The following is a 19,793-nucleotide window of genomic DNA, read 5'->3' as shown; positions in this document are numbered from 1 at the left end:
GACGGTCACGTCGAAGGTGCCGGTCGAGGCGGTGAAGCAGGTGTCGCCGTTGTAGAGGGCGGTGACGGTGCCGGTTCCCAGTGTGCTGGTGGTGACGCAGGCGGTGCCGTTGGTGTCCAGGGGGACGGTGGTGTTGAGTCCGCCGGGTCCGGTGAAGGTGATGGTTCCGGTGGGGGTGCCGCTGCCGGGTGCGACCGCCGTTACGGTCGCGCACACCTTTACCGTCTCGCCGCATACGGAGGGGTTGGGGCCCGCCGAGACGGTGGTCGTGGTGGAGGCTTGGTCGACGGTCACATCGAAGGTGCCGGTCGCGCTCGCGTAACAAGCGTCCCCGCCGTAGGCGACGGTGACGGTGCCGGTCTCCAGCACGGTCGTGGTCACGCAGGCCGTGCCGCTCGCGTTCAGCGTGACCGTCGTGTTCAACCCGCCGGGGCCGGTGAAGGTCACCGAGCCCGACGGGCTGCCGATGCCCGAGGAGACGGGCGCCACGGTTGCGCAGAGTGTCACCGTGGCGCCGCACACCGACGGGTCGGGGTCGGCGGAGACGGCGACCGAGACGGGCGCGTGCTCCACCACGTGGAGCGTCAGGGGAGAGTTCGACGCATCGAAGTCCGCGTCGCCGGTGTAGAAGGCGGCTGCCTGGTGGAAGCCGACATGCAGGTCGCTGAGCGTGACCTGGGCTTGCCCGTTCTGATCCACGGGGGCGCTCAGCACCGGACCGTCGTCGCTGATGATGAAGGACACCAGTCCGGTCGGGGTTCCCGCGCCCGGCGGAACGGGCGTCACCTGCGCGGTGAAGGTGACCGCCTCGCCGCAGAACGAGGGTTCTGGGTCGAAGGACAGGGTGGTGGTCGTTCTCGCGAGGGTGACGTCCTGGGTGTCCGCGCCCGTGGACGGGTCGTACTCGGCGTCACCCGAGTAGTTGGCCTCCACCGCGTGGAGACCCACATCCAAGTCCGTGGTCGTGTACTGGGCTTGCCCGCTTCCGTCGAGCCCGATCGTCGTGACGGACACGCCGTCGACGACGAACTCGACACTGCCGGTCGGGACGGGGCCGCCGGCGAGTTCCGGCTGGACGGTGGCGCTGAGGGTGACCGACTGGCCGAAGGCGGACGGATCCGGCGCCGAAGTCACCGTTGTGATTGAACTGGCCATGACATGTCTCCTTTCGGATGACGCACGAAAGCAGGTGATCACCATCGTCTGTGTGGCGTGCGGCCGGAGTGCGGGACGTACAGGAGAAAGCCCATACGCGTTCCTGAATGCCCCTTGTTGCGCGCGGAGTTGAAGACATCACCCGCCGATATCCTCATTAGGGGCTTTGGTTGTGGAGTAGGCCAGAGTGCCGAGTGGTATCCCACCCCTTCGGCGTAGCGCACTTCGGGGCGCGCGAGGTGGGAAACCCTCATGCGACGCCTTGGCGCGCCTGCCGCATCGCTATCCGGAAGGGGAAAAGAGTTCCGTTTCTGATCGAAGCGCAGATGGATGAGATCCTGGAACTGATGGACTCGAAGTGAACCGCTACGCCGACCAGGTGGAACGCCAGGTCGGCAGGGCACTGTCGGCTTGCCAGTGCCCTGCCCGGCCTTTGACGATGAGACGTATGACACGTTGCGAAGTGTGTGGGAACGACTACGAGCTGGCATTCACTGTCGAGACCCAGGACGGATCACGTCACGTCTTCGATTCGTTTGCCTGTGCGATTCATCGGATGGCCCCTATCTGTGAGCACTGTCGCGTCCAGATCCTCGGCCAGGGAGTCGAGGTCGAGGGTCACTGGTACTGCGGCGCCCACTGCTCGCGTGCAGAGGGCAAGGCCGGCATTGTGGACAAGGTTGGCTCTGCCGTATGACCAAGGGGCCCTGCGCCATACGAGATCCCGCACGAGACCATCCGGTTGCGAGCCGGCGACGCTGAGTGCGCCACACTGTTCGGGACGCTGCTCGGTGCGGTGGTAGGTGGATGTCGCGGTGCGCCGGCCCCCCGGCTCACCGCAGACCTCGCACCGCGTGCCGCGTCAATCCATCCGTCCGGTCACTCGTCTGTGGGGAACAGCCCGGGGGCCGACTCCTGCGCGGGTACGGGACGGCCCGGTGGTACGGAGTGCTCCGCCGGTACGGCGCCATGGTCCGGACCGGCGCCACGGGCGGCCGTCCGCCCCGTCGAACCGCCCGCGGGCGTCACGTCCCGCAGGAGCTGGGTGAAGGCCGCCTCGTCGACGACCGGGGTCCCGAACGACGCCGCCTTGACCGTCTTCGACGTCGAGGACCCCGGATCGTTCGTCACCAGCAGACTCGTCAGCCGGGACACGCTCGTCGCGACATGCAGCCCCGCCTCCACCGCCCGGTCCTCCAGCAGCTCCCGGTCGACGGACGTGTCCCCCGAGAACGCCACCCGCATCCCCTGCTGCAGCGTCCCGCCCGGCACGTACCGCCCCGGGTTCGGATAGGGACAGGCGGGCCGCTTGCGCGACGGCCGCCAGCTCGTCTGACGGTGCGAGGCCTGGCCGTACGACGGCTGATACCCGACCCGGGGCCGCGACGGGGCGTCGGACCACTCGGTCAGCGGCCGGCACTCCAGCAGCGGCAGCCGTACGCCGCCCCGCGCCGCGGCGTGCAGACTCGGCCGGAACGCCTCGGCCAGCACCCGGGCGTCGTCCAGCGCGTGGTGCGCGCGCCGCTGTACGACACCGAAGTGCGCGGCGAGCGACTCCAGTTTGTGGTTGGGCAGGGGCAGGCCCAGCTCCTTGGAGAGCGCGATGGTGCACAGCCGCTGCCGGGTGGGGGCGGTGCGCTTCGCGCGCGCGTACTCCCGGGCGATCATCGACCAGTCGAAGATCGCGTTGTGCGCCACGAGCACCCGCCCGTCCAGCCGCTCGGCCAGCTCCTCGGCCACCTCGGGGAAGAGCGGCGCGCCCGCCAGCACCTCACTCGTCAGACCGTGGATCCACACAGGTCCCGGATCGCGCTCCGGGTTGACGAGGGTGTACCAGTGGTCCTCGACATTGCCGAGGGCGTCCAGACGGTAGACGGCGGCGGAGATTATCCGGTCGTCGCGGGCGAGACCGGTGGTCTCGACGTCGACCACCGCGTACCCCTGTGGATAGGCGGTCGGCCATGCCGCTGAAGTCGTCTGCGTCTGGTCGTCAAGCATGGTCACAGAGAATACGGGCCGGGACCGACAGTGCTGTTGCCCGGTCAGCCGTTGCCCCGTCAACGGCCTTGACGGGCGGGTCGGTACGGGCGCCACGAGGCCCCGGGGTGAGACCTTGGCGGAATGACCGACCCCACGCATCAGGATGAACCGTCCGGCGAACCCCGTCACGAACACCGTCACGAGCCCCACGACGAACCCCATGGTGATTCCCTGGGCCCCCGGCTCAACTGGCTGCGCGCGGCCGTCCTCGGCGCGAACGACGGCATCGTCTCCACGGCGGGCATCGTCGTCGGGGTCGCGGGTGCCACCCAGGCCCGCTCCACCCTGCTCACGGCCGGGCTGGCCGGGCTGTTGGCCGGATCGATGTCCATGGCGGCGGGGGAGTACGTATCGGTCTCCACCCAGCGCGACTCGGAGAAGGCGGCACTGGAGACGGAGAAGCGAGAACTCCGCGAGCAGCCGCAGGCCGAACTGCACGAGCTGACGGAGATGCTCGCGGCCCGCGGGCTCTCGCAGGACGTGGCGAGGGAAGCCGCGGAACAACTCACCCACCGCGACGCCCTGCGCGCCCACGCGAGCGTGGAACTGGGCATCGACCCCGACGCCCTCACCAACCCCTGGCACGCGGCGGGCGCCAGCTTCCTCGCCTTCACGGCGGGCGCGCTGCTCCCCCTCCTGGCGATGGTGCTCCCGCCGGCCTCCCTGCGCCTCTGGATCACGGTCCTGTCGGTCCTGGCGGCCCTGGCCCTGACCGGCTGGGTCAGCGCCCGCCTGGGCTCGGCGGCGGTGCGGCCCGCGCTGCTGCGCAACATGGCCGGGGGAGCCCTGGCGATGGGGGTGACGTACGGGGCGGGGACGTTGCTGGGGGCGGCGGGGGTCTAACCGATGCGGATGAGCTGACCGGGCGGGAACGCGTCCTCGCCATGGACCGTCTGTTCGTACGTATCGAGCTGAGCCGCGTCCGGCGGGCACTCCCGGCGCGCCGCGTCGTGCCAGTGCCTGACGAACGCGCGGATGTCGCCGCGCTCCATCGGCAGCAGAGAGTGCGCGGTGAAACCGTGGCCCGTCAGCCAGCCCTCAGGAACGGCGGAGGGCCGCGTCGTCACCACGTACCGCGCCTTCGGGAACGCCGCGATCAGGGACTTCAGCCAGCTCTCCGTACGGGCTCGCAGCCGCGCCGGGACCTCGTCCACCCCGTCCGCCAGCACCAGCGCCCGGCCGCTCGTCAGCAGGTCTTCCACCCACCCCGCGGGTGCCGAGGCGCCCAGTGGCACCCCCGCCGCCCGCAGGAAGTCGGCGGGCAGCGGCAGTTCGGCGGAGGTCGTGAACGCGCGCAGCCGCAGGACGAACGGCACGCACGCGTTCCACGCCGCGAGTTCGGCGGGGAAGGTGCGCCGGGCCGCGTTCAGCGCCGGCCACTGGACCAGCGTGCTCTTGCCGGAGCCGGCCGGGCCGCGCAGCACCACCCGGCGCGCGCCCCGCAGGGCCTGTTCGGCCTTGACCGGGCCTTGGCCGACGACCCCGGCCCCGTGGAACTCCCAGCGGTCGCCGGCCGGTTCACCCGTCACCGCGAGGCTGATGTAGGCCGTGTCCAGCGGCCATTCGCCCGCCGACCGGCCCAGCGTCAGCCCGTACAGCTCCAGCCGGCTCTGAGCGGCCGCCACATACTCCGCGTACCGCCCCTCGAACTCCAGCGCGGCAGCGGCGGGGCGCGGGCCCATCCGGTCCCGTACGTCCTCCACCAGCTCCCGTGTGCGCCCCGCCGCCCGGGTCTGTTCCACCGCCGCCCGGGCCGTGAACGAGAGGTGTGCCGTGAGCTGCTCCACCACATGCGCGCAGCACAGCCCGAGCAGTTCGTCGTACAGCCCGAGTGCTCGCTCGCTCAGCCCCGCCGCCGGGGCCCGTAACCGGGCACACAGCCGGGCCGGGTCCAGGTCCAGCGAGAAGAGCAACTCCGCGTCGAGGGCGCCCGCCGCCGCGAAGGTGTCCTGTACGGAGTCGGCCGCCGCCTGCCGTTCGTGCTCGGGGAGTGCGGCGTACGCGTCGGAGAGGCGTCCGGCCAGGACTCTTGCCAGGCGGCGCGGGGCGTCCTGGCCCACCGGACGAGGGAGCGGGCGGACCGGGTCACCGACCAGGGCCGCGCCCGGCCGTGGAGTCAGCGGGGACTTGGCGATCGCGCCCGCGACCGTACCCGCGAGACGGATCAGTAGCACTTCCGGACCTGACACAGCAGCCTCCCCCGACGCCGGTACGGATGATCGTACGGTCGTCCGGGGACGCCGGGGGTGTGTTCGGGCGCGGGCCCGCCCGGTGGACGGCCCGCGCCCGGTGCTGTGCGCCGCTACTTGCTGACAGCGGCCAGGGCGTCGACCAGGCCCGCCCCGTAGAAGCTGTTGTAGCGCTTGCCGCCCTCGCAGACGGCGTCGATCCGGCCGTCACCGTCGATGTCGTACGCCTCCGGGCAGGCGACGTCGTCCGCCTGCGCCTTCAGCAGCGCCTTGATCGCCCACGCGGGGGCGTGCGGGTGCGTCGACTTCAGCAGGGCCGCCACGCCCGCGGCGTGCGGGGAGGCCATCGACGTACCGGCCATGTAGCCCCAGCCGCCGCCCGGCAGCGGGCCGAGGATCAGACCGCTGGTCGCCGGCGGGGCCGGGGTCTGGTAGCGGGTGGAGTCGCCGCCCGGGGCAGCGACGTCGATGATGCCCAGACCGTGGTTGGAGAAGGAGGACTTCAGGTTCTTGGCGCCGGTGGACGCGACCGTCACCACACCGGGCAGCTGGGTCGGTATGTCGAAGCACGTGGACGGGTCGATGACCCGCTCACCCGGCGTCGAGTCGTTCGGGCTGCTCGGGTCGGTGATCGAGTCGGCCGCGAGGTCGTAGTTCTCGTTGCCCGCCGCGGCCACGTTGACCGTGCCCTTGCTCTCCGCGTACCGGGTGGCCCGGGTGATCGAGTCGACCAGGGCCTTCTGGTCCGGGTCGCTCGTGCAGTTGAAGTACCACGGGTCGGTGTAGTAGCTGTTGTTCGTCACGTCCACGCCGTGCTCGGCGGCCCAGACGAAGCTGCACACGACGGCCTCGGTGAAGAAGTACCCGGCCGGGGTGGACGCCTTGATGCCGGCGACCTTCACGCCCGGCGCGACACCGGTGATCCCGACGCCGTTCTTCGCCCCGGCTATCTCACCCGCCACATGGGTGCCGTGCGGGCTCTCCTCGGCGGTCGGCCGCCAGGCGCCGTCCGCCGTGTCGGGCTTGCCGCTCACGCAGTTGACGGAGGCGGCGCGGTCGAAGTTCGGGGCTATGTCCGGGTGCGTGTCGTCCACGCCCGTGTCGATGACCGCCACAGTGACGTTTTTGCTGCCGAGGGTCTTCTCGTGGGCCTTGTCCGCCTTGATGGCGGGCAGGTCCCACTGCAGGGGCTCCAGCGGGTCCTGGGCCAGTGCCCGGCCCGACGCCCCGCCCGCCTGCTTGTTCGCGCGCTCGGCCCTGGCGGTCGCCGCCGCGATCTCCTCGGCCGTCACCTCCTGGGGCGCCCCGAGGTCCGTCGTGGACTGCGAGGGCAGCGGCGAGGTACGGGTCGCGCCGGCCGAGTCGACACCCCTGACCTTGCGGACCGTCGCGGCGAAGTCGGGGTTCTGCGAGGTGGCGACGATCACCCCGATGCGGTCGTACGTCGTCACCACCGTGCCGCCGGCCTTGCCGATCGCCTTCTCGACCGACCGGGCCGTGGAGCGCCCGCCGCGGGTGTTGACCACGTACGAGAGCTTCGGCCCGTCCGTCACGACCGGGGCGGACGGACCGCCTTCCGGGGCCGTGACCGCGGCCGTGGCCGTCCCCGCCGGCAGGAAGCCGAGCGTGACGGTGAGGGCCAGACCTGCGGGCAGCGCGAGGACGCGCCGCCGTCTGGATCCCAGATGAGCCATGGGTTCTCCACATCATCCGTGAGAGCCGTCCGGGCGCGGGCTACGCCTGGACGGGTACATGACCAGTGAAGTTATCGCCGACCAGCCGCGCTCATCAATCACTTCCAGAATCCTTTCCGGAAGAACCGGAAGAAAAAGGCCGGTGTTGAACCGCTTCGCCATGCCTCCCGTGCCGTTGTCAGAGGGACCAGTACCTACGCGCTCCCTGTGAGGTCTCCCGTCCCCATGAACCACCCCACCGCACCCGCGTCACGAGGAGAGTCCGTGGCTTCCGACACACCGCCGCCGCCCGAGGGCGGTACGGACACCAGCACCGTCCCGTCCACACCCGAGGGGGCCCCGAAGAGCGGGGCTCCGCAGGACCGGATCCCGGCGGACGGGCCCACGACGGCCCAGCCCACGACGGCCCAGTACGTCGCGGTACAGGGGAGCGAGGAGTTCGGCGAACTGCGCCGTACCTACCGCTCCTTCGCCTTCCCGCTGACCGTCGCCTTCATCGCCTGGTACCTGCTCTACGTCCTGCTGTCCAACTACGCGGGCGGCTTCATGGGCACCAAGGTCTTCGGCAACATCAACGTCGCGCTGGTCCTCGGCCTCGCGCAGTTCGCCACCACCTTCCTCATCGCCTGGGTCTACTCGCGGCACGCGGCGCGGAAGCTCGACCCGCAGGCCGAGGCCATCAAGTCCCGCATGGAGGCGGACGCATGAGCCATCCCGTCACTCTCCTCGGCCAGTCGGCCCCGGTGCAGCTCGCCGCCACCGGCGACGCCAGCGAGCACCGGCCGCTGATCATCACGCTCTTCGGGCTCTTCGTCGTGGCGACCCTGATCATCACCGTCTGGGCCGGCCGCCAGACCAAGGACGCCTCCGACTTCTACGCGGGCGGGCGGCAGTTCTCCGGCTTCCAGAACGGCCTCGCCGTCTCCGGCGACTACATGTCCGCCGCGTCGTTCCTCGGGATCGCCGGGGCCATCGCGCTCTTCGGGTACGACGGCTTCCTCTACTCCATCGGCTTCCTGGTCGCCTGGCTCGTCGCGCTGCTGCTCGTCGCAGAACCGCTGCGCAACTCCGGCCGGTACACGATGGGCGACGTCCTCGCGTACCGCATGCGCCAGCGCCCGGTCCGTACCGCCGCCGGCACCTCCACCATCGTCGTGTCGATCTTCTACCTGCTGGCGCAGATGGCCGGCGCGGGCGTGCTGGTCTCCCTGCTGCTCGGCATCACCAGCGACGCGGGGAAGATCGCCATCGTCGCGCTGGTCGGCCTGCTGATGATCGTGTACGTCACGATCGGCGGCATGAAGGGCACCACCTGGGTGCAGATGGTCAAGGCCGTCCTGCTCATCGCGGGAACCCTGCTGATCACGCTCCTGATCCTGTGGAAGTTCCACTTCAACCTCTCCGACCTGCTGGGGACGGCGGCGAGCAACAGCGGCAAGGGCGCGGCCTTCCTGGAGCCCGGTCTCAAGTACGGTGCGACGGCCACCTCGAAGCTGGACTTCATCTCGCTGGGGATCGCCCTGGTCCTCGGTACGGCGGGGCTGCCGCACATCCTGATCCGCTTCTACACCGTGCCGACCGCGCAGGCGGCCCGCAAGTCGGTCATCTGGGCCATCGGCATCATCGGTGCCTTCTACCTGATGACGATCGTCCTCGGCTTCGGCGCCGCCGCGCTCCTCAAGTCGGACGACATCATCGCCTCCAACAAGGCGGGCAACACGGCGGCTCCCCTGGCGGCCCTGGAGATCGGAGGCGGCGCCGGGTCGACGGGCGGCGCGATCCTGCTGGCCGTGATCTCGGCGGTCGCCTTCGCCACCATCCTCGCGGTGGTCGCAGGGCTGACGCTCGCCTCGTCCTCGTCGTTCGCCCACGACATCTACGCCAATGTGATCCGCAAGGGCGAGGCGACCGAGCAGGAGGAGGTCCGCGCGGCCCGCTGGGCGACCGTCGCCATCGGTGTCGTCTCCATCGGACTCGGTGCCATGGCCCGCGATCTGAACGTGGCCGGACTGGTCGCGCTCGCCTTCGCCGTCGCCGCCTCGGCCAACCTGCCGACGATCCTGTACAGCCTGTTCTGGAAGAGGTTCACCACCCAGGGCGCCCTGTGGTCCATCTACGGCGGTCTGTCCTCGTCCGTCCTGCTGGTGCTCTTCTCGCCGGTCGTCTCGGGCAAGCCCACGTCGATGTTCCCGGACGTCGACTTCCACTTCTTCCCGCTGGAGAACCCGGGGCTGATCTCCATCCCGCTGGGCTTCCTGCTGGGCTGGCTGGGCACCGTACTCTCCAAGGAGGAGCCGGACAGCGGCAAGTACGCCGAGCTGGAGGTCAAGTCCCTCACCGGTACGGCGGCGCACTGACCTTGAGCGGGTGAACGAGCTCTGCTCCGGGGCCGCTTCGTGGAATCCCGCGACGCGGCCCCGCTGCTTTCCACAGCTTTCCCCCGCTTTCCGCTGTCGGAGCTGTCAGCGCCGGCAACGCTGTTGGAGGTCTGACGTAGGCTCGATGGAGCCGGATCCGATCACCGGCCGGTCACCGGGGAGCCACACCGACCACCAGACATCACCGGGAGGGGCCAGCGTGCTCATCGACACCTACGGCCGGGTTGCCACGGATCTTCGTGTCTCGCTCACGGACAAGTGCAATCTGCGGTGCACCTACTGCATGCCGGAGGAAGGCCTCCAGTGGCTCACGAAATCCGAGCTGCTGACCGATGACGAGATCGTCCGGCTGATCGGACTGGCCGTGGCACGTCTGGGCATCGAGGAGATCCGCTTCACCGGCGGTGAGCCGCTGCTCAGGCCCGGGCTCGTCGGCATCGTGGAGCGGTGCGCGGCGCTGGAGCCGCGCCCCAGGATGTCGCTGACCACCAACGGCATCGGGCTGGTGCGTACGGCGGCCGCGCTGAAGGCCGCAGGGCTGGACCGCGTCAACGTCTCCCTCGACACCCTGCGGCCCGACGCCTTCAAGGCCCTCACCCGCCGGGACCGGCACCGGGACGTCCTCGACGGACTGCGCGCGGCCCGCGACGCGGGGCTGACCCCCGTCAAGGTCAATACGGTCCTGATGCCGGGGGTCAACGAGGACGAGGCCCCCGATCTGCTGGCCTGGGCGGTCGAGCACGGCTACGAGCTGCGGTTCATCGAGCAGATGCCCCTCGACGCGCAGCACGGCTGGAAGCGCGAGGGCATGGTCACGGCCGGTGACATCCTGGCCTCGCTGCGGACCCGCTTCACGCTGACCGAGGAGAGCGGGAGCGCCCGGGGCTCGGCGCCCGCCGAGCGCTGGCTCGTGGACGGCGGCCCGCACCGCGTGGGGGTGATCGCCTCCGTCACCCGTCCCTTCTGCGGCGCCTGCGACCGCACCCGGCTGACGGCCGACGGCCAGGTGCGTACCTGCCTGTTCGCCCGGGAGGAGACCGACCTGCGGGCCGCCCTGCGCTCGGGCGCCCCCGACGAGGAGATAGCGACGCTCTGGAAGCTGGCGATGTGGGGAAAGAAGGCCGGTTCCGGTCTGGACGATCCCGCGTTTCTCCAGCCGGACCGGCCCATGTCAGCCATCGGAGGCTGAATCGTGCTCCTCGCGACCCTCCCACTCCGCCAGGGTCACGACCTCCTTGAGGAACCCGCGCACCCCCAGGAACGACGAAAGGTGTTCCCGGTGCGCGTCGCACGCCAGCCAGGTCTTGCGGCGCTCCGGCGTGTGCAGCTTGGGGTTGTTCCAGGCGAGGACCCAGACGGCGGTGTCCCGGCAGCCCTTCGCGGAGCAGACCGGAGCCGCGCTGTCGTCAGGGGAATCAGGAGCGGGGAAGAGGGGGAAGTTCACCCACCCACCCTAGGGCGTCGCGGTCATGGCCCCCGGCCGTGATCGACTCGGGAAAGGTCGTGATCGACTCGGGAAAGGTTCGCGCTCGGCCCAGGGAAACGTCGTGTTCGCCCCCGGGAAGGTCGCGCTCAGCCCGGGAAAGGTCGTGTTCGACCCTGGAAAAGGCGACGCCGAGCAGCCACGGGGGGAGCTGCCCGGCGTCGGTCCGTCGCTCCGACGGGGGATGCGGAGCGCCTGCAAAGTATGTCACGCGCAATGGGGTGCCGTGCACCGGAACTTCACGATTGATCTGAGCTTTTCTTGAGGCTGCGCCTGCTTCAGGCGGACGCGGTGAGTCCGCTCCCGCCGGGTCCGCCGCCTCCCGTCACGTCGGTTCCCGTGTCGGTGACGGCCCCTCACCGTACTCCCGGCCGGTGCTCCCGGCCCCCGCTTGCGCCGTACCGGACGCGGGCGGCGCCGCGATCATCGGGGGCAGGGTCGGCGTGGCCACGAACGTGGCGGGCAGCGCGGGGGAGTTCTCCCGGCCCGCGTTGGCGATCACCACCGCCACATAGGGCAGCAGCACCCCCAGGGCGAGCGTCACGATCGCGACAGGCCTTTGCACGTTCCACAGGGCCACCGTGGCGATCACCGAGAGCGTCCGTACCGTCATCGAGATCACATACCGGCGCTGCCGGCCACGTACATCCTCGGCCAGTCCCGTACGGGCCCCGGTGATCTGGAAGACCTCCGTGCCGCTCTGCTTCCGCATCACGTTCCACCACCCGATTCCCGCCGCCGGACTCCCCGGATCGGAGTACCCCTCACGGTACGCCCGGCGCCCGGCGGCTACGAGAGGGGGTCACCCTTCAGCGTGACCGACCCCTCTCGTCGATCGGGCCGACACCGCTCGTCACGCCCCGTACGGCCGCGTCCGACATGCGCCGTATGGGCGATCGCCACAGACTGGCCCTCATGCGCACATCGCGCCGTGTGAGGAGGCGACCATGAGCTGGTTGTGGGTCATCATCGTGGGACTGGTGCTCGGCCTGATCGCCAAAGCGATCATCCCGGGCAAGCAGAACATCCCGCTGTGGCTGACGACCCTGTTCGGCATCCTGGGCAGCGTGCTCGGCAACGCCGTCGCCGGCTGGCTCGGGGTGGCCGACACCAAGGGCGTCGACTGGACCCGGCACGTGCTCCAGCTCATCGGGGCCGTCATCGTGGTCGCCCTCGGCGCCAAGCTCTGGCACGCGATCCGCGGCACCAAGGGCACGGGCACCACCGGCACCCGGGAGCGCATCTGACGGACCCCGTCCCGGGAACGCCCCCGCAGTACGGACCCCGTCCCGGGAACACCCGCGCGGTACGGGGCCGGCCCGGGAACACCATCGCGGTACGGGCCCGGCCCCGGAACACCACCGCGGCCGGGTACCCGGATGACCTCCCGCGTACCCGGCCGCAGCCGTGTCCGTATCCCTATCCCTGGATCCCTGATCAGCCCGCCGTGACCTCGACCGCGGCCAGGTTCTTCTTCCCGCGGCGGAGCACCAGCCACCGGCCGTGCAGCAGTTCCGTACGGTCCGGGACCGCCTCGCCGTCCGCGACCTTCACGTTGTTCATGTACGCCCCGCCCTCCTTGACGGTCCGCCGCGCCGCCGACTTGCTCGGCGCCAGACCCACCGCGGCGAGCAGGTCCACCACCGACGCCAGCTCCTTGACCTCGGCGCGCGGCACCTCGGAGAGCGCCGCGCCCAGCGTCGCCTCGTCCAGCTCCGTCAGCTCGCCCTGGCCGAAGAGCGCCCGGGAGGCCGAGATGACCGCCGCGCACTGCTCCGCGCCGTGCACCAGCGTCGTCAGCTCCTCCGCCAGTGCCCGCTGCGCGGCGCGCGCCTGTGGACGTTCCGCCGTGGCCCGCTCCAGCTCCTCCAGCTCCGCGCGGTCGCGGAAGCTGAGGATGCGGCTGTACGCGGAGATGTCGCGGTCGTCCACATTCAGCCAGAACTGGTAGAACGCGTACGGCGTCGTCATCTCCGGGTCGAGCCAGACCGCGCCCCCCTCCGTCTTGCCGAACTTGGTGCCGTCCGCCTTCGTCATCAGCGGCGTCGCCAGCGCGTGCACCTCGGCGCCCGGCTCCAGGCGGTGGATCAGGTCCAGGCCGGCCGTGAGATTGCCCCACTGGTCGCTGCCGCCCTGCTGGAGGACGCAGCCGTACCGGCGGTACAGCTCCAGGAAGTCCATGCTCTGGAGCAGCTGGTAGCTGAACTCGGTGTAGCTGATGCCCTCGTCGGACTCCAGCCGCCGGGCGATGGAGTCCTTCGTCAGCATCCTGTTGACGCGGAAGTGCTTCCCGATATCCCGCAGGAACTCGATCGCGGACAGTCCCGCGGTCCAGTCCAGGTTGTTGACCATGGTCGCCGCGTTCGGGCCCTCGAAGGAGAGGAACGGCTCGATCTGCGACCGCAGCCGCTGCACCCAGCCCGCCACCGTCTCCGGGTCGTTCAGGGTGCGCTCGGCGGTCGGCCGCGGGTCACCGATCTGCCCGGTGGCCCCGCCCACCAGCGCCAGCGGCCGGTGCCCGGCCCGCTGGAGCCTGCGTACGGTCAGCACCTGCACGAGATGACCCACGTGCAGGCTGGGCGCGGTGGGGTCGAAGCCGCAATAGAACGTGACGGGACCGTCCGCGAGCGCCTTGCGCAAGGCGTCCTCGTCGGTGGACTGGGCGAAGAGCCCGCGCCACTTCAGGTCGTCGACGATGTCCGTCACGGTCGTTTCTCTCCTCGGGTGGTGCACGCGTGGATGGTGCGGCGTCGAATCGGTCGAATCATCAGTCTATGGCGGTCATACGCCCTGGCTGACCGAGCTCATGTTGAAATCGGGGATGCGCAGGGCGGGCATCGCGGCCCGGGTGAACCAGTCGCCCCACTCGCGCGGCAGCGTCTTCTCCGTACGGCCGGCCTCCGCGGCCCGGGACAGCAGGTCGACGGGCGACTCGTTGAACCGGAAGTTGTTCACCTCGCCGACGACCTCACCGTTCTCGACCAGATAGACGCCGTCCCTGGTCAGACCCGTGAGCAGCAGGGTCGCCGGATCGACCTCGCGGATGTACCAGAGGCAGGTCAGCAGCAGCCCGCGTGAGGTGTCCGCGACCATCTCGTCCAGCGAGCGCCCGCCCCCGCCGTCCAGGATCAGATTGCCGATGCCGGGCGCGACCGGGAGTCCGGTCAGCGCGGCGCTGTGCCGGGTGGTGATCAGACGGTCCAGGGTGCCGCCGCGCACCCACTCCGTGGGGGCGAGGGGCAGCCCGTTGTCGAAGACGGAGGCGTCGTCGCCGGAGGCGTGCGCGATCACGAACGGCGCGGACTCCAGACCGGGCTCGCCGGGGTCGCTGCGCAGCGTGAGCGGCAGCTCCGACAGCTTCTCCCCGACGCGGGTGCCGCCGCCGGGCCGGGAGAAGACCGTACGGCCCTCCGCCGCGTCCCGGGCCGCCGACGACCAGAACTGGTAGATCAGCAGATCGGCCACGGCGGTCGGCGGCAGCAGCGTCTCGTACCGCCCGGCGGGCAGCTCGATCTTGCGCTCGGCCCAGGCGAGCCGCTGGGCCAGCTCGGCGTCGAGGGCGGCCGGGTCCACGTCCGTGAAGTCGCGGGTGGCCCGCCCGGCCCAGGCGGAGCGCGAGCGGTCGGGCGACTTCGCGTTCAGCTCCAGCGTGCCGCTCGGCTGGTCGTGGCGCAGCCGTACGCCCGTCGACGTACCGAGATACGTGGAGGTCAGCTCGTGGTTGGCGAAACCGTACAGCTCCCGGCCGCCGGCCCGGGCCCGGGCGAAGGACTCGCCCAGCGCCGGCGCGAACTCCGCGAAGACGGCGGAGGTCGTCTCGGCGGGCGCGTCCGTGAAGTCCCCCGACACCCGCTCCGCCCCCACCAGCGGCTGCGCGTCCTCGGCGGGCCCGGCCCCCCGCGCGGCGGCCTCGGCGGCCCGCACCAGCGGCTCCAGGTCGTCGGCGGTGACGGCGGAGCGCGACACGACCCCGGAGGCGGTGCCCCGCGCGCCGTCCACGGTCGCGATGACGGTGAGCGCCCGGCCCCGGGTGACCCCGTTGGTCGTCAGCGCGTTGCCCGCCCAGCGGAGGTTGGCGGAGGACTGCTCGTCGGCGATGACCACACAGCCGTCGGCGGTGGACAGTTCGAGGGCGCGCTCCACGATCTCGTGCGGCTTGCTGATACGGCTCATGGGGGAAGTCGGGGAAGTCATCGGCCAGCCTCCTGCGTCGTGTTCAGAATGTTGACGCCGCGGAACAGCGCCGACGGGCAGCCGTGGGAGACCGCCGCCACCTGGCCCGGCTGCGCCTTGCCGCAGTTGAAGGCGCCGCCCAGGACATAGGTCTGCGGTCCGCCGACCGCCTCCATCGAGCCCCAGAAGTCCGTGGTCGTCGCCTGGTAGGCGACATCGCGGAGCTGGCCCGCCAGCTTGCCGTTCTCGATCCGGAAGAACCGCTGCCCCGTGAACTGGAAGTTGTAGCGCTGCATGTCGATCGACCACGACCGGTCGCCGACCACGTAGATCCCGCGCTCGACCCCGCCGATCAGATCCTCCGTGGCGAGCCCGCCCGGATCCGGCCGCAGCGACACGTTCGCCATGCGCTGCACGGGCACATGCCCCGGCGAGTCCGCGTACGCGCAGCCGTTCGACCGGCCGAGGTCGGTGAGCTTCGCGATCCGGCGGTCGAGCTGGTAGCCGACGAGCGTGCCCTCCTTGACCAGGTCCCACGACTGCGCCTCGACGCCCTCGTCGTCGTACCCGATCGTGGCGAGCCCGTGCTCGGCGGTGCGGTCGCCCGTCACATTCATCACCGAGGAGCCGTACGCCAACGTCCCGAGCTGGTCGAACGTGGCGAACGACGTCCCCGCGTACGCCGCCTCGTACCCCAGCGCCCGGTCCAGCTCGGTGGCGTGGCCGATCGACTCGTGGATCGTCAGCCACAGGTTGGACGGGTCGACGACCAGGTCGTACGTTCCGGCCTCGACGCTCGGCGCCCGCATCTTCTCCGCGAGCAGTTCCGGGATGCGCTCCAGCTCCGCGTCCCAGTCCCAGCCGGTCCCGGTCAGGTACTCCCAGCCCCGGCCGACGGGCGGCGCGATCGTGCGCATCGAGTCGAACTCGCCGCTCTTGCCGTCGACCGCGACGGCCGTGAGCTGCGGATGCAGCCGTACTCGCTGCTGGGTGGTGACGGTGCCCGCCGTGTCCGCGTAGAACTTGTTCTCGTGGACCGTCAGCAGCGAGGCGTCCACATGCGCCACGCCCTCCGCCCGCAGCAGCCGCTCGCTCCACTCGGTGAGCAGCCCGCTCTTCTCCTCGTCGGGGACGGCGAACGGATCGATCTCGTACGCCGACACCCAGGTCTTCTCGGCGTGCACCGGCTCCTCGGCCAGCTCCACCCGCTCGTCGGACCCGGCGGCGGCGATCACCTTCGCGGACAGCTTGGCCATCGCCACGGCCTGCCCGGCGACCCGCGCCGCCGCGTCCATCGTCAGATCCACCCCGGACGCGAAACCCCAGGCCCCGCCGTGCACCACCCGGACCGCGTACCCGAGATCGGTGGTGTCCGAGGACCCGGCCGGCTTCCCGTCCCGCAATCGCCAGGCCGCGCCGCGCACCCGCTCGAACCGGAAATCCGCGTGCTGCGCGCCGAGCGCCCGCGCCCGCGCGAGCGCGGCGTCGGCGAGCGCCCGCAGCGGCAGCGCCAGGAACTCCTGGTCGATGTCATGGGCCATGTGCGGCCTCCCCTTTTCTGCTCACACCGTCGTATCCGCCAGACGGAAGTCAAGCACGGACGCACGTCGCGCGCCCGGACGATCGTGTGCGCAGGGGGACCTGTGCCTCGGCGAGCGTTTGGTGGCGCTCAGAGTTCGCCGGTGACCACTCCGGTACGGAAGGCGGCCCACCCCGCGGCGGTGAAGCGCAGGGGAGTGCGCTGGGGGTCCTTCGAGTCGCGTATGGCTCGTCCTGCACCGGGGAGTTCCGCGATCTCGACACAGTCGTGTTCGGCTCCGCTGGCGGACGACTTGCGCCAGGAGGCGGCGGAGAGGTCGTAGGCGTACAGCTCTGCCTTCGAGTCGGTCACTTTCTTTGGCCTTCTTCCATCTCGGCGATCCGTGCCAGCGAATCCTCTGTCGAGAGAGCCGTGGCGCGGATGCGTTCGAAGGCTCTCGTGAAGGGAGCCGCTTCGTCTCCTTCAACGTAGGCGGCACCGCCCACGTTCTCCAAGAGCACGACGGATGGCATGCGTGCGGGAAACGATGTGACGCTGAAACCGCCGACGACGCCAGGGTGCGCGGTGCAATCCAGTGGCATCAACTGGACGGTGACATTGGGCATCTCGGCAGTGTCCAGAAGGCGCCGCAGCTGGTCCCGCATGGTGTCGGGCCGTACGGCAAATCGCTGGTGAAGCGTTGCTTCATGGATGATCGCCCAGTATTCCAACGGGGCACCTGGGCGTGTGAGGACCGACTGACGGGCCAACCGGACCTCAGCCAGCGCGGCAACCTCGTCCGGGGTCCGCGAGGTGGTGATGCCGGCGATGTTCTCGCGGGCGTACGCGGCGGTCTGCAGCAGGCCGGGAATGACCAACGGGGACCACGCGGAAATGGTCTCGGCGTCGGACTCCAGGGAGATGTAGTCCGCGTAGGACGGCGAGACGATGCCGCTGTACGTCTGCCACCAGCCTTTCTTTCCAGCGTCCTTGGCCAGGTTGTCCAGTGCGGTGTACACCTCGCGGTCGGTCACCCCGTACACCTTGAGCAACCCGGCCAGGTCGTTGGGGCGGATGGACTGAGCCGCGTTCTCGATCTTCGACATTTTCGGGCCCTTCCAGCCCACGGCCCTGGCGGCATCGTCGAGTGTGAGTCCGGCGTCGTTGCGAAGCCTGCGCAAGGCCGATCCAAGACGGCGGCGGCGGATGGTCGGGACGAGCGGAGAGTTCGGCATGCCCGGAGTTTGGCACCGGATTTCGGTGGCCTGCCCCCGACTTCGCGGGTTCACCACTCGATCGGGTGGAAAGGTTGCGATCGATCATGGAAAGGATGCACCCTCGCTCCATCGGTCACCCAAAGCGATGGTGTGACATCAAGGCGTTACATCGATCGGCGCTGACGACGCGCGCCGCCTACGGCTGGAGGCTCCATGAACCTCAACCCGCCCCACGAGCCCGCTCTTCGCCACCCCGCCACCCTCGGCCACTACCTCACCCCCACCCCCGCCGGTTTCTCCCTCCACATGTCCGCCTCCCCGCGCAACCTCCGCGCCGTACGCGGGCTCACCGAGAAGACCCTCCTCGACGCGGGCGTCAGCCCGAACGGCGTGGACTGCGCGCAGCTCGTTCTCGCCGAGCTCTACAGCAACGCCGTCCACGCCTGCGGCGACTACGTTCCGCTCGTCGCCGAGGTGGAGGCGGGAGCGGCGGGTGTCTGGGTCCGGCTGCACGATCCGGACGGGCGCCGGATGCCCTGGCACTCGGGCGTGGCCATGAACGATCCGGAGGCCGAGTCCGGACGCGGGCTGGCGATCGTGGACGTGCTCGCGCCCGGCTGGGATGTGATGCCCACGCCCGTCGGGAAACAGATCCGCTGCCTGCTGCCGCGGGACTGACGGCGGTGGTGACCGTGACGTACCCCCTGCCATGTCGTGAGGGAAACGTACTTCCGGGAAATGTGCTTCCTTGACCGGGAACCCGCCGAAACGAAGGGGAGGGGCGCGTGTGCGGCAGGGGCAGCACCACCTCGCGAAGCCGGACGACATGTTCGACCGGGACCGGGAGTGGAGCGAGCTGACAGCCTTCGCGTCCGATCCCGGGCCCGAGGCGACGATGGCCGTCGTGTCCGGTCGGCGCAGGCAGGGCAAGTCGTTCCTGCTCGACGCGCTCGCCCGGGCCGGTGACGGCTTCTACTTCTGCGCCTACGAGGCGACGGAAGCCGAGTCGCTGCGCCGCTTCGGCGATGAGCTGGCCCTGTACACGCGGAGCGCCGCCCCGCTCAGGTTCGACCGCTGGGAAGCGGCCGTCGATGCCCTCCTGGCGCTCGGGCGGGAAGGGCCCCTTCCGGTGGTGGTCGACGAATTCCCCTATCTCGCGCGCCACTCGCCCTCGCTGCCCTCCGTACTTCAGGTGGCGTACGGGCCGCGCCGCCCGGAGCGCCGGGAGTCCAGAACCCGGCTGCTGCTGTGCGGCAGCTCGCTCGCCTTCATGGGCGGGCTGCTCAGCGGCACGTCGCCGTTGCGTGGCAGGGCGAGTCTGGAACTCGTCGTCCATCCGCTCGACTTCCGGAAGGCGGCCGAGTTCTGGGGCATCGGCGATCCCCGGCTCGCGGTGCTCGTCCACTCCGTCGTCGGCGGCACTCCGGCCTACCGCCGTGAGTTCGTACGGGACGACACCCCGTCCGGCATCGAGGACTTCGACGCATGGATCTGCCGCACCGTACTCTCGCCGAGCTCGCCCCTCTACCGGGAGGCGCGCTATCTGCTGGCAGACGAATCCGACCTGCGGGACCGGGCGATCTATCACTCCGTGCTGTCTGCGATCGCCTCGGGGAACTGTACGTCCGGCCGTATCGCGAGCTTCCTCGCCCGGCCCACCGGCGATATCACGCATCCGTTGACCGTGCTCCAGGACTGCGGCCTGGTGCGTCGGCAGACGGACGCCTTCCGCAAGAACCGGAGCAAGTGGGACCAGAAAATGGGGATCGGGCATCTCGAACGGCTGTGGATGATTCTGCGGCTGCTGGCCGAGCGGGGCACCGATGTGACACAGGCCCGGCCCGTCTGCTTCAGCGCGGCCGGGTTCACCCCCGAACTGCGCGCGGCGGAGCGGCGTGGCGAGGTCGTTCTGGTGGGGCTGGAGCGGTTGTACGGCGGTGAGTGA

19 protein-coding genes are annotated in these 19,793 nt (G+C 70.4%); 8 read left to right on the top strand and 11 right to left on the bottom strand.

Annotation, left to right across the window (positions count from 1 at the left end; genetic code table 11):
- A partial coding sequence (locus AB0P17_RS37865) for an Ig-like domain-containing protein (RefSeq protein WP_365818618.1) occupies positions 1-1,155 on the bottom strand: 1,155 nt, incomplete at its 3' end.
- Between the two features lie 448 nt (positions 1,156-1,603).
- Here AB0P17_RS37865 and AB0P17_RS37860 point away from each other — a divergent pair.
- Positions 1,604-1,852, top strand: coding sequence for a hypothetical protein (locus tag AB0P17_RS37860; RefSeq protein WP_365818616.1), 249 nt, complete (start codon positions 1,604-1,606; stop codon positions 1,850-1,852).
- A 182-nt stretch (positions 1,853-2,034) separates the two neighbouring features.
- Here AB0P17_RS37860 and AB0P17_RS37855 read toward each other — a convergent pair whose 3' ends face one another.
- A complete protein-coding gene (locus tag AB0P17_RS37855) occupies positions 2,035-3,159 on the bottom strand; it encodes a DEDDh family exonuclease (protein ID WP_365818614.1) in 1,125 nt (374 codons plus the stop codon).
- A 117-nt stretch (positions 3,160-3,276) separates the two neighbouring features.
- Here AB0P17_RS37855 and AB0P17_RS37850 point away from each other — a divergent pair, with 117 nt between their 5' ends.
- Positions 3,277-4,038: a VIT family protein gene (locus AB0P17_RS37850; RefSeq protein WP_365818612.1), complete on the top strand. Its 762-nt coding sequence runs from the start codon at positions 3,277-3,279 to the stop codon at positions 4,036-4,038.
- Here AB0P17_RS37850 and AB0P17_RS37845 read toward each other — a convergent pair.
- Both AB0P17_RS37845 and AB0P17_RS37840 read right to left on the bottom strand, forming a co-directional pair.
- On the bottom strand, positions 4,035-5,384 hold the full coding sequence (locus AB0P17_RS37845) for an NACHT domain-containing protein (RefSeq protein ID WP_365818610.1): 1,350 nt from the start codon (positions 5,382-5,384) through the stop codon (positions 4,035-4,037). The genes AB0P17_RS37850 and AB0P17_RS37845 overlap by 4 nt on opposite strands.
- Before the next feature lie 113 nt (positions 5,385-5,497).
- A complete protein-coding gene (locus AB0P17_RS37840) occupies positions 5,498-7,078 on the bottom strand; it encodes a S8 family serine peptidase (protein WP_365818608.1) in 1,581 nt (526 codons plus the stop codon).
- A gap of 264 nt (positions 7,079-7,342) precedes the next feature.
- Between AB0P17_RS37840 and AB0P17_RS37835 the strand changes: the two genes are divergently transcribed.
- The 3 genes from AB0P17_RS37835 to moaA all read left to right on the top strand — a co-directional run bounded on the left by AB0P17_RS37835 (position 7,343) and on the right by moaA (position 10,645).
- A complete protein-coding gene (locus AB0P17_RS37835; protein WP_365818606.1) occupies positions 7,343-7,786 on the top strand; it encodes a DUF485 domain-containing protein in 444 nt (147 codons plus the stop codon).
- Positions 7,783-9,435, top strand: a complete 1,653-nt coding sequence (locus AB0P17_RS37830) for a cation acetate symporter (protein ID WP_365818604.1) — start codon at positions 7,783-7,785, stop codon at positions 9,433-9,435. Before AB0P17_RS37835 ends, AB0P17_RS37830 begins: the two co-directional genes overlap by 4 nt.
- 220 nt (positions 9,436-9,655) lie before the next feature.
- Complete coding sequence (moaA, locus tag AB0P17_RS37825; protein ID WP_365818602.1) at positions 9,656-10,645, top strand: GTP 3',8-cyclase MoaA; 990 nt, start codon at positions 9,656-9,658, stop codon at positions 10,643-10,645.
- Here the strand turns inward: moaA and AB0P17_RS37820 are convergent.
- Positions 10,628-10,900: a hypothetical protein gene (locus tag AB0P17_RS37820; protein WP_365818600.1), complete on the bottom strand. Its 273-nt coding sequence runs from the start codon at positions 10,898-10,900 to the stop codon at positions 10,628-10,630. The two genes, moaA and AB0P17_RS37820, sit on opposite strands and share 18 nt — an antisense overlap.
- Positions 10,901-11,264: 364 nt before the next feature.
- Positions 11,265-11,651 (bottom strand): DUF3099 domain-containing protein, encoded by a 387-nt coding sequence (locus AB0P17_RS37815; RefSeq protein ID WP_365818598.1) that lies wholly within the window; start codon positions 11,649-11,651, stop codon positions 11,265-11,267.
- A gap of 235 nt (positions 11,652-11,886) precedes the next feature.
- Here AB0P17_RS37815 and AB0P17_RS37810 point away from each other — a divergent pair, with 235 nt between their 5' ends.
- Positions 11,887-12,186, top strand: coding sequence for a GlsB/YeaQ/YmgE family stress response membrane protein (locus tag AB0P17_RS37810; RefSeq protein ID WP_365818596.1), 300 nt, complete (start codon positions 11,887-11,889; stop codon positions 12,184-12,186).
- A 190-nt stretch (positions 12,187-12,376) separates the two neighbouring features.
- Here AB0P17_RS37810 and tyrS read toward each other — a convergent pair whose 3' ends face one another.
- From tyrS to AB0P17_RS37785, 5 genes are all read right to left on the bottom strand, one after another.
- Positions 12,377-13,645 carry a tyrosine--tRNA ligase gene (tyrS, locus tag AB0P17_RS37805; RefSeq protein ID WP_365818594.1) on the bottom strand — a complete coding sequence of 423 codons (1,269 nt, stop codon included), beginning with the start codon at positions 13,643-13,645 and terminating at the stop codon, positions 12,377-12,379.
- A 75-nt stretch (positions 13,646-13,720) separates the two neighbouring features.
- Complete coding sequence (locus AB0P17_RS37800; protein ID WP_365818626.1) at positions 13,721-15,112, bottom strand: metallopeptidase TldD-related protein; 1,392 nt, start codon at positions 15,110-15,112, stop codon at positions 13,721-13,723.
- Positions 15,113-15,129: 17 nt separating this feature from the next.
- Positions 15,130-16,653 (bottom strand): TldD/PmbA family protein, encoded by a 1,524-nt coding sequence (locus AB0P17_RS37795; RefSeq protein WP_365818592.1) that lies wholly within the window; start codon positions 16,651-16,653, stop codon positions 15,130-15,132.
- A gap of 128 nt (positions 16,654-16,781) precedes the next feature.
- Complete coding sequence (locus tag AB0P17_RS37790; RefSeq protein WP_365818590.1) at positions 16,782-17,003, bottom strand: DUF397 domain-containing protein; 222 nt, start codon at positions 17,001-17,003, stop codon at positions 16,782-16,784.
- Positions 17,000-17,866, bottom strand: coding sequence for a helix-turn-helix transcriptional regulator (locus AB0P17_RS37785; protein ID WP_365818588.1), 867 nt, complete (start codon positions 17,864-17,866; stop codon positions 17,000-17,002). The genes AB0P17_RS37790 and AB0P17_RS37785 overlap by 4 nt, the downstream gene beginning before the upstream one ends.
- Before the next feature lie 195 nt (positions 17,867-18,061).
- Here AB0P17_RS37785 and AB0P17_RS37780 point away from each other — a divergent pair, with 195 nt between their 5' ends.
- The gene (locus AB0P17_RS37780) at positions 18,062-18,526 is read left to right on the top strand and encodes an ATP-binding protein (RefSeq protein ID WP_365818586.1); all 465 of its coding nucleotides are present in this window, start codon (positions 18,062-18,064) and stop codon (positions 18,524-18,526) included.
- Positions 18,527-18,674: 148 nt separating this feature from the next.
- On the top strand, positions 18,675-19,793 hold the full coding sequence (locus AB0P17_RS37775; protein WP_365818624.1) for a hypothetical protein: 1,119 nt from the start codon (positions 18,675-18,677) through the stop codon (positions 19,791-19,793).

Source organism: Streptomyces sp. NPDC088124 (genome assembly GCF_040685895.1).
Classification (GTDB): domain Bacteria; phylum Actinomycetota; class Actinomycetes; order Streptomycetales; family Streptomycetaceae; genus Streptomyces.
This window is presented reverse-complemented; position numbering and strand designations above follow the sequence as displayed.

Excerpts from the sequence above, each read along its gene's own strand:
- AB0P17_RS37795 (WP_365818592.1), bottom strand. The coding sequence starts at position 16,653 with ATGGCCCATGACATCGACCAGGAGTTCCTGGCGCTGCCGCTGCGGGCG.
- AB0P17_RS37830 (WP_365818604.1), top strand. The coding sequence starts at position 7,783 with ATGAGCCATCCCGTCACTCTCCTCGGCCAGTCGGCCCCGGTGCAGCTC.
- AB0P17_RS37815 (WP_365818598.1), bottom strand. The coding sequence starts at position 11,651 with ATGCGGAAGCAGAGCGGCACGGAGGTCTTCCAGATCACCGGGGCCCGT.
- AB0P17_RS37775 (WP_365818624.1), top strand. The coding sequence starts at position 18,675 with ATGTTCGACCGGGACCGGGAGTGGAGCGAGCTGACAGCCTTCGCGTCC.
- AB0P17_RS37850 (WP_365818612.1), top strand. The coding sequence starts at position 3,277 with ATGACCGACCCCACGCATCAGGATGAACCGTCCGGCGAACCCCGTCAC.
- AB0P17_RS37785 (WP_365818588.1), bottom strand. The coding sequence starts at position 17,866 with ATGCCGAACTCTCCGCTCGTCCCGACCATCCGCCGCCGCCGTCTTGGA.
- AB0P17_RS37840 (WP_365818608.1), bottom strand. The coding sequence starts at position 7,078 with ATGGCTCATCTGGGATCCAGACGGCGGCGCGTCCTCGCGCTGCCCGCA.
- AB0P17_RS37810 (WP_365818596.1), top strand. The coding sequence starts at position 11,887 with ATGAGCTGGTTGTGGGTCATCATCGTGGGACTGGTGCTCGGCCTGATC.
- AB0P17_RS37860 (WP_365818616.1), top strand. The coding sequence starts at position 1,604 with ATGACACGTTGCGAAGTGTGTGGGAACGACTACGAGCTGGCATTCACT.
- AB0P17_RS37780 (WP_365818586.1), top strand. The coding sequence starts at position 18,062 with ATGAACCTCAACCCGCCCCACGAGCCCGCTCTTCGCCACCCCGCCACC.
- AB0P17_RS37800 (WP_365818626.1), bottom strand. The coding sequence starts at position 15,112 with ATGAGCCGTATCAGCAAGCCGCACGAGATCGTGGAGCGCGCCCTCGAA.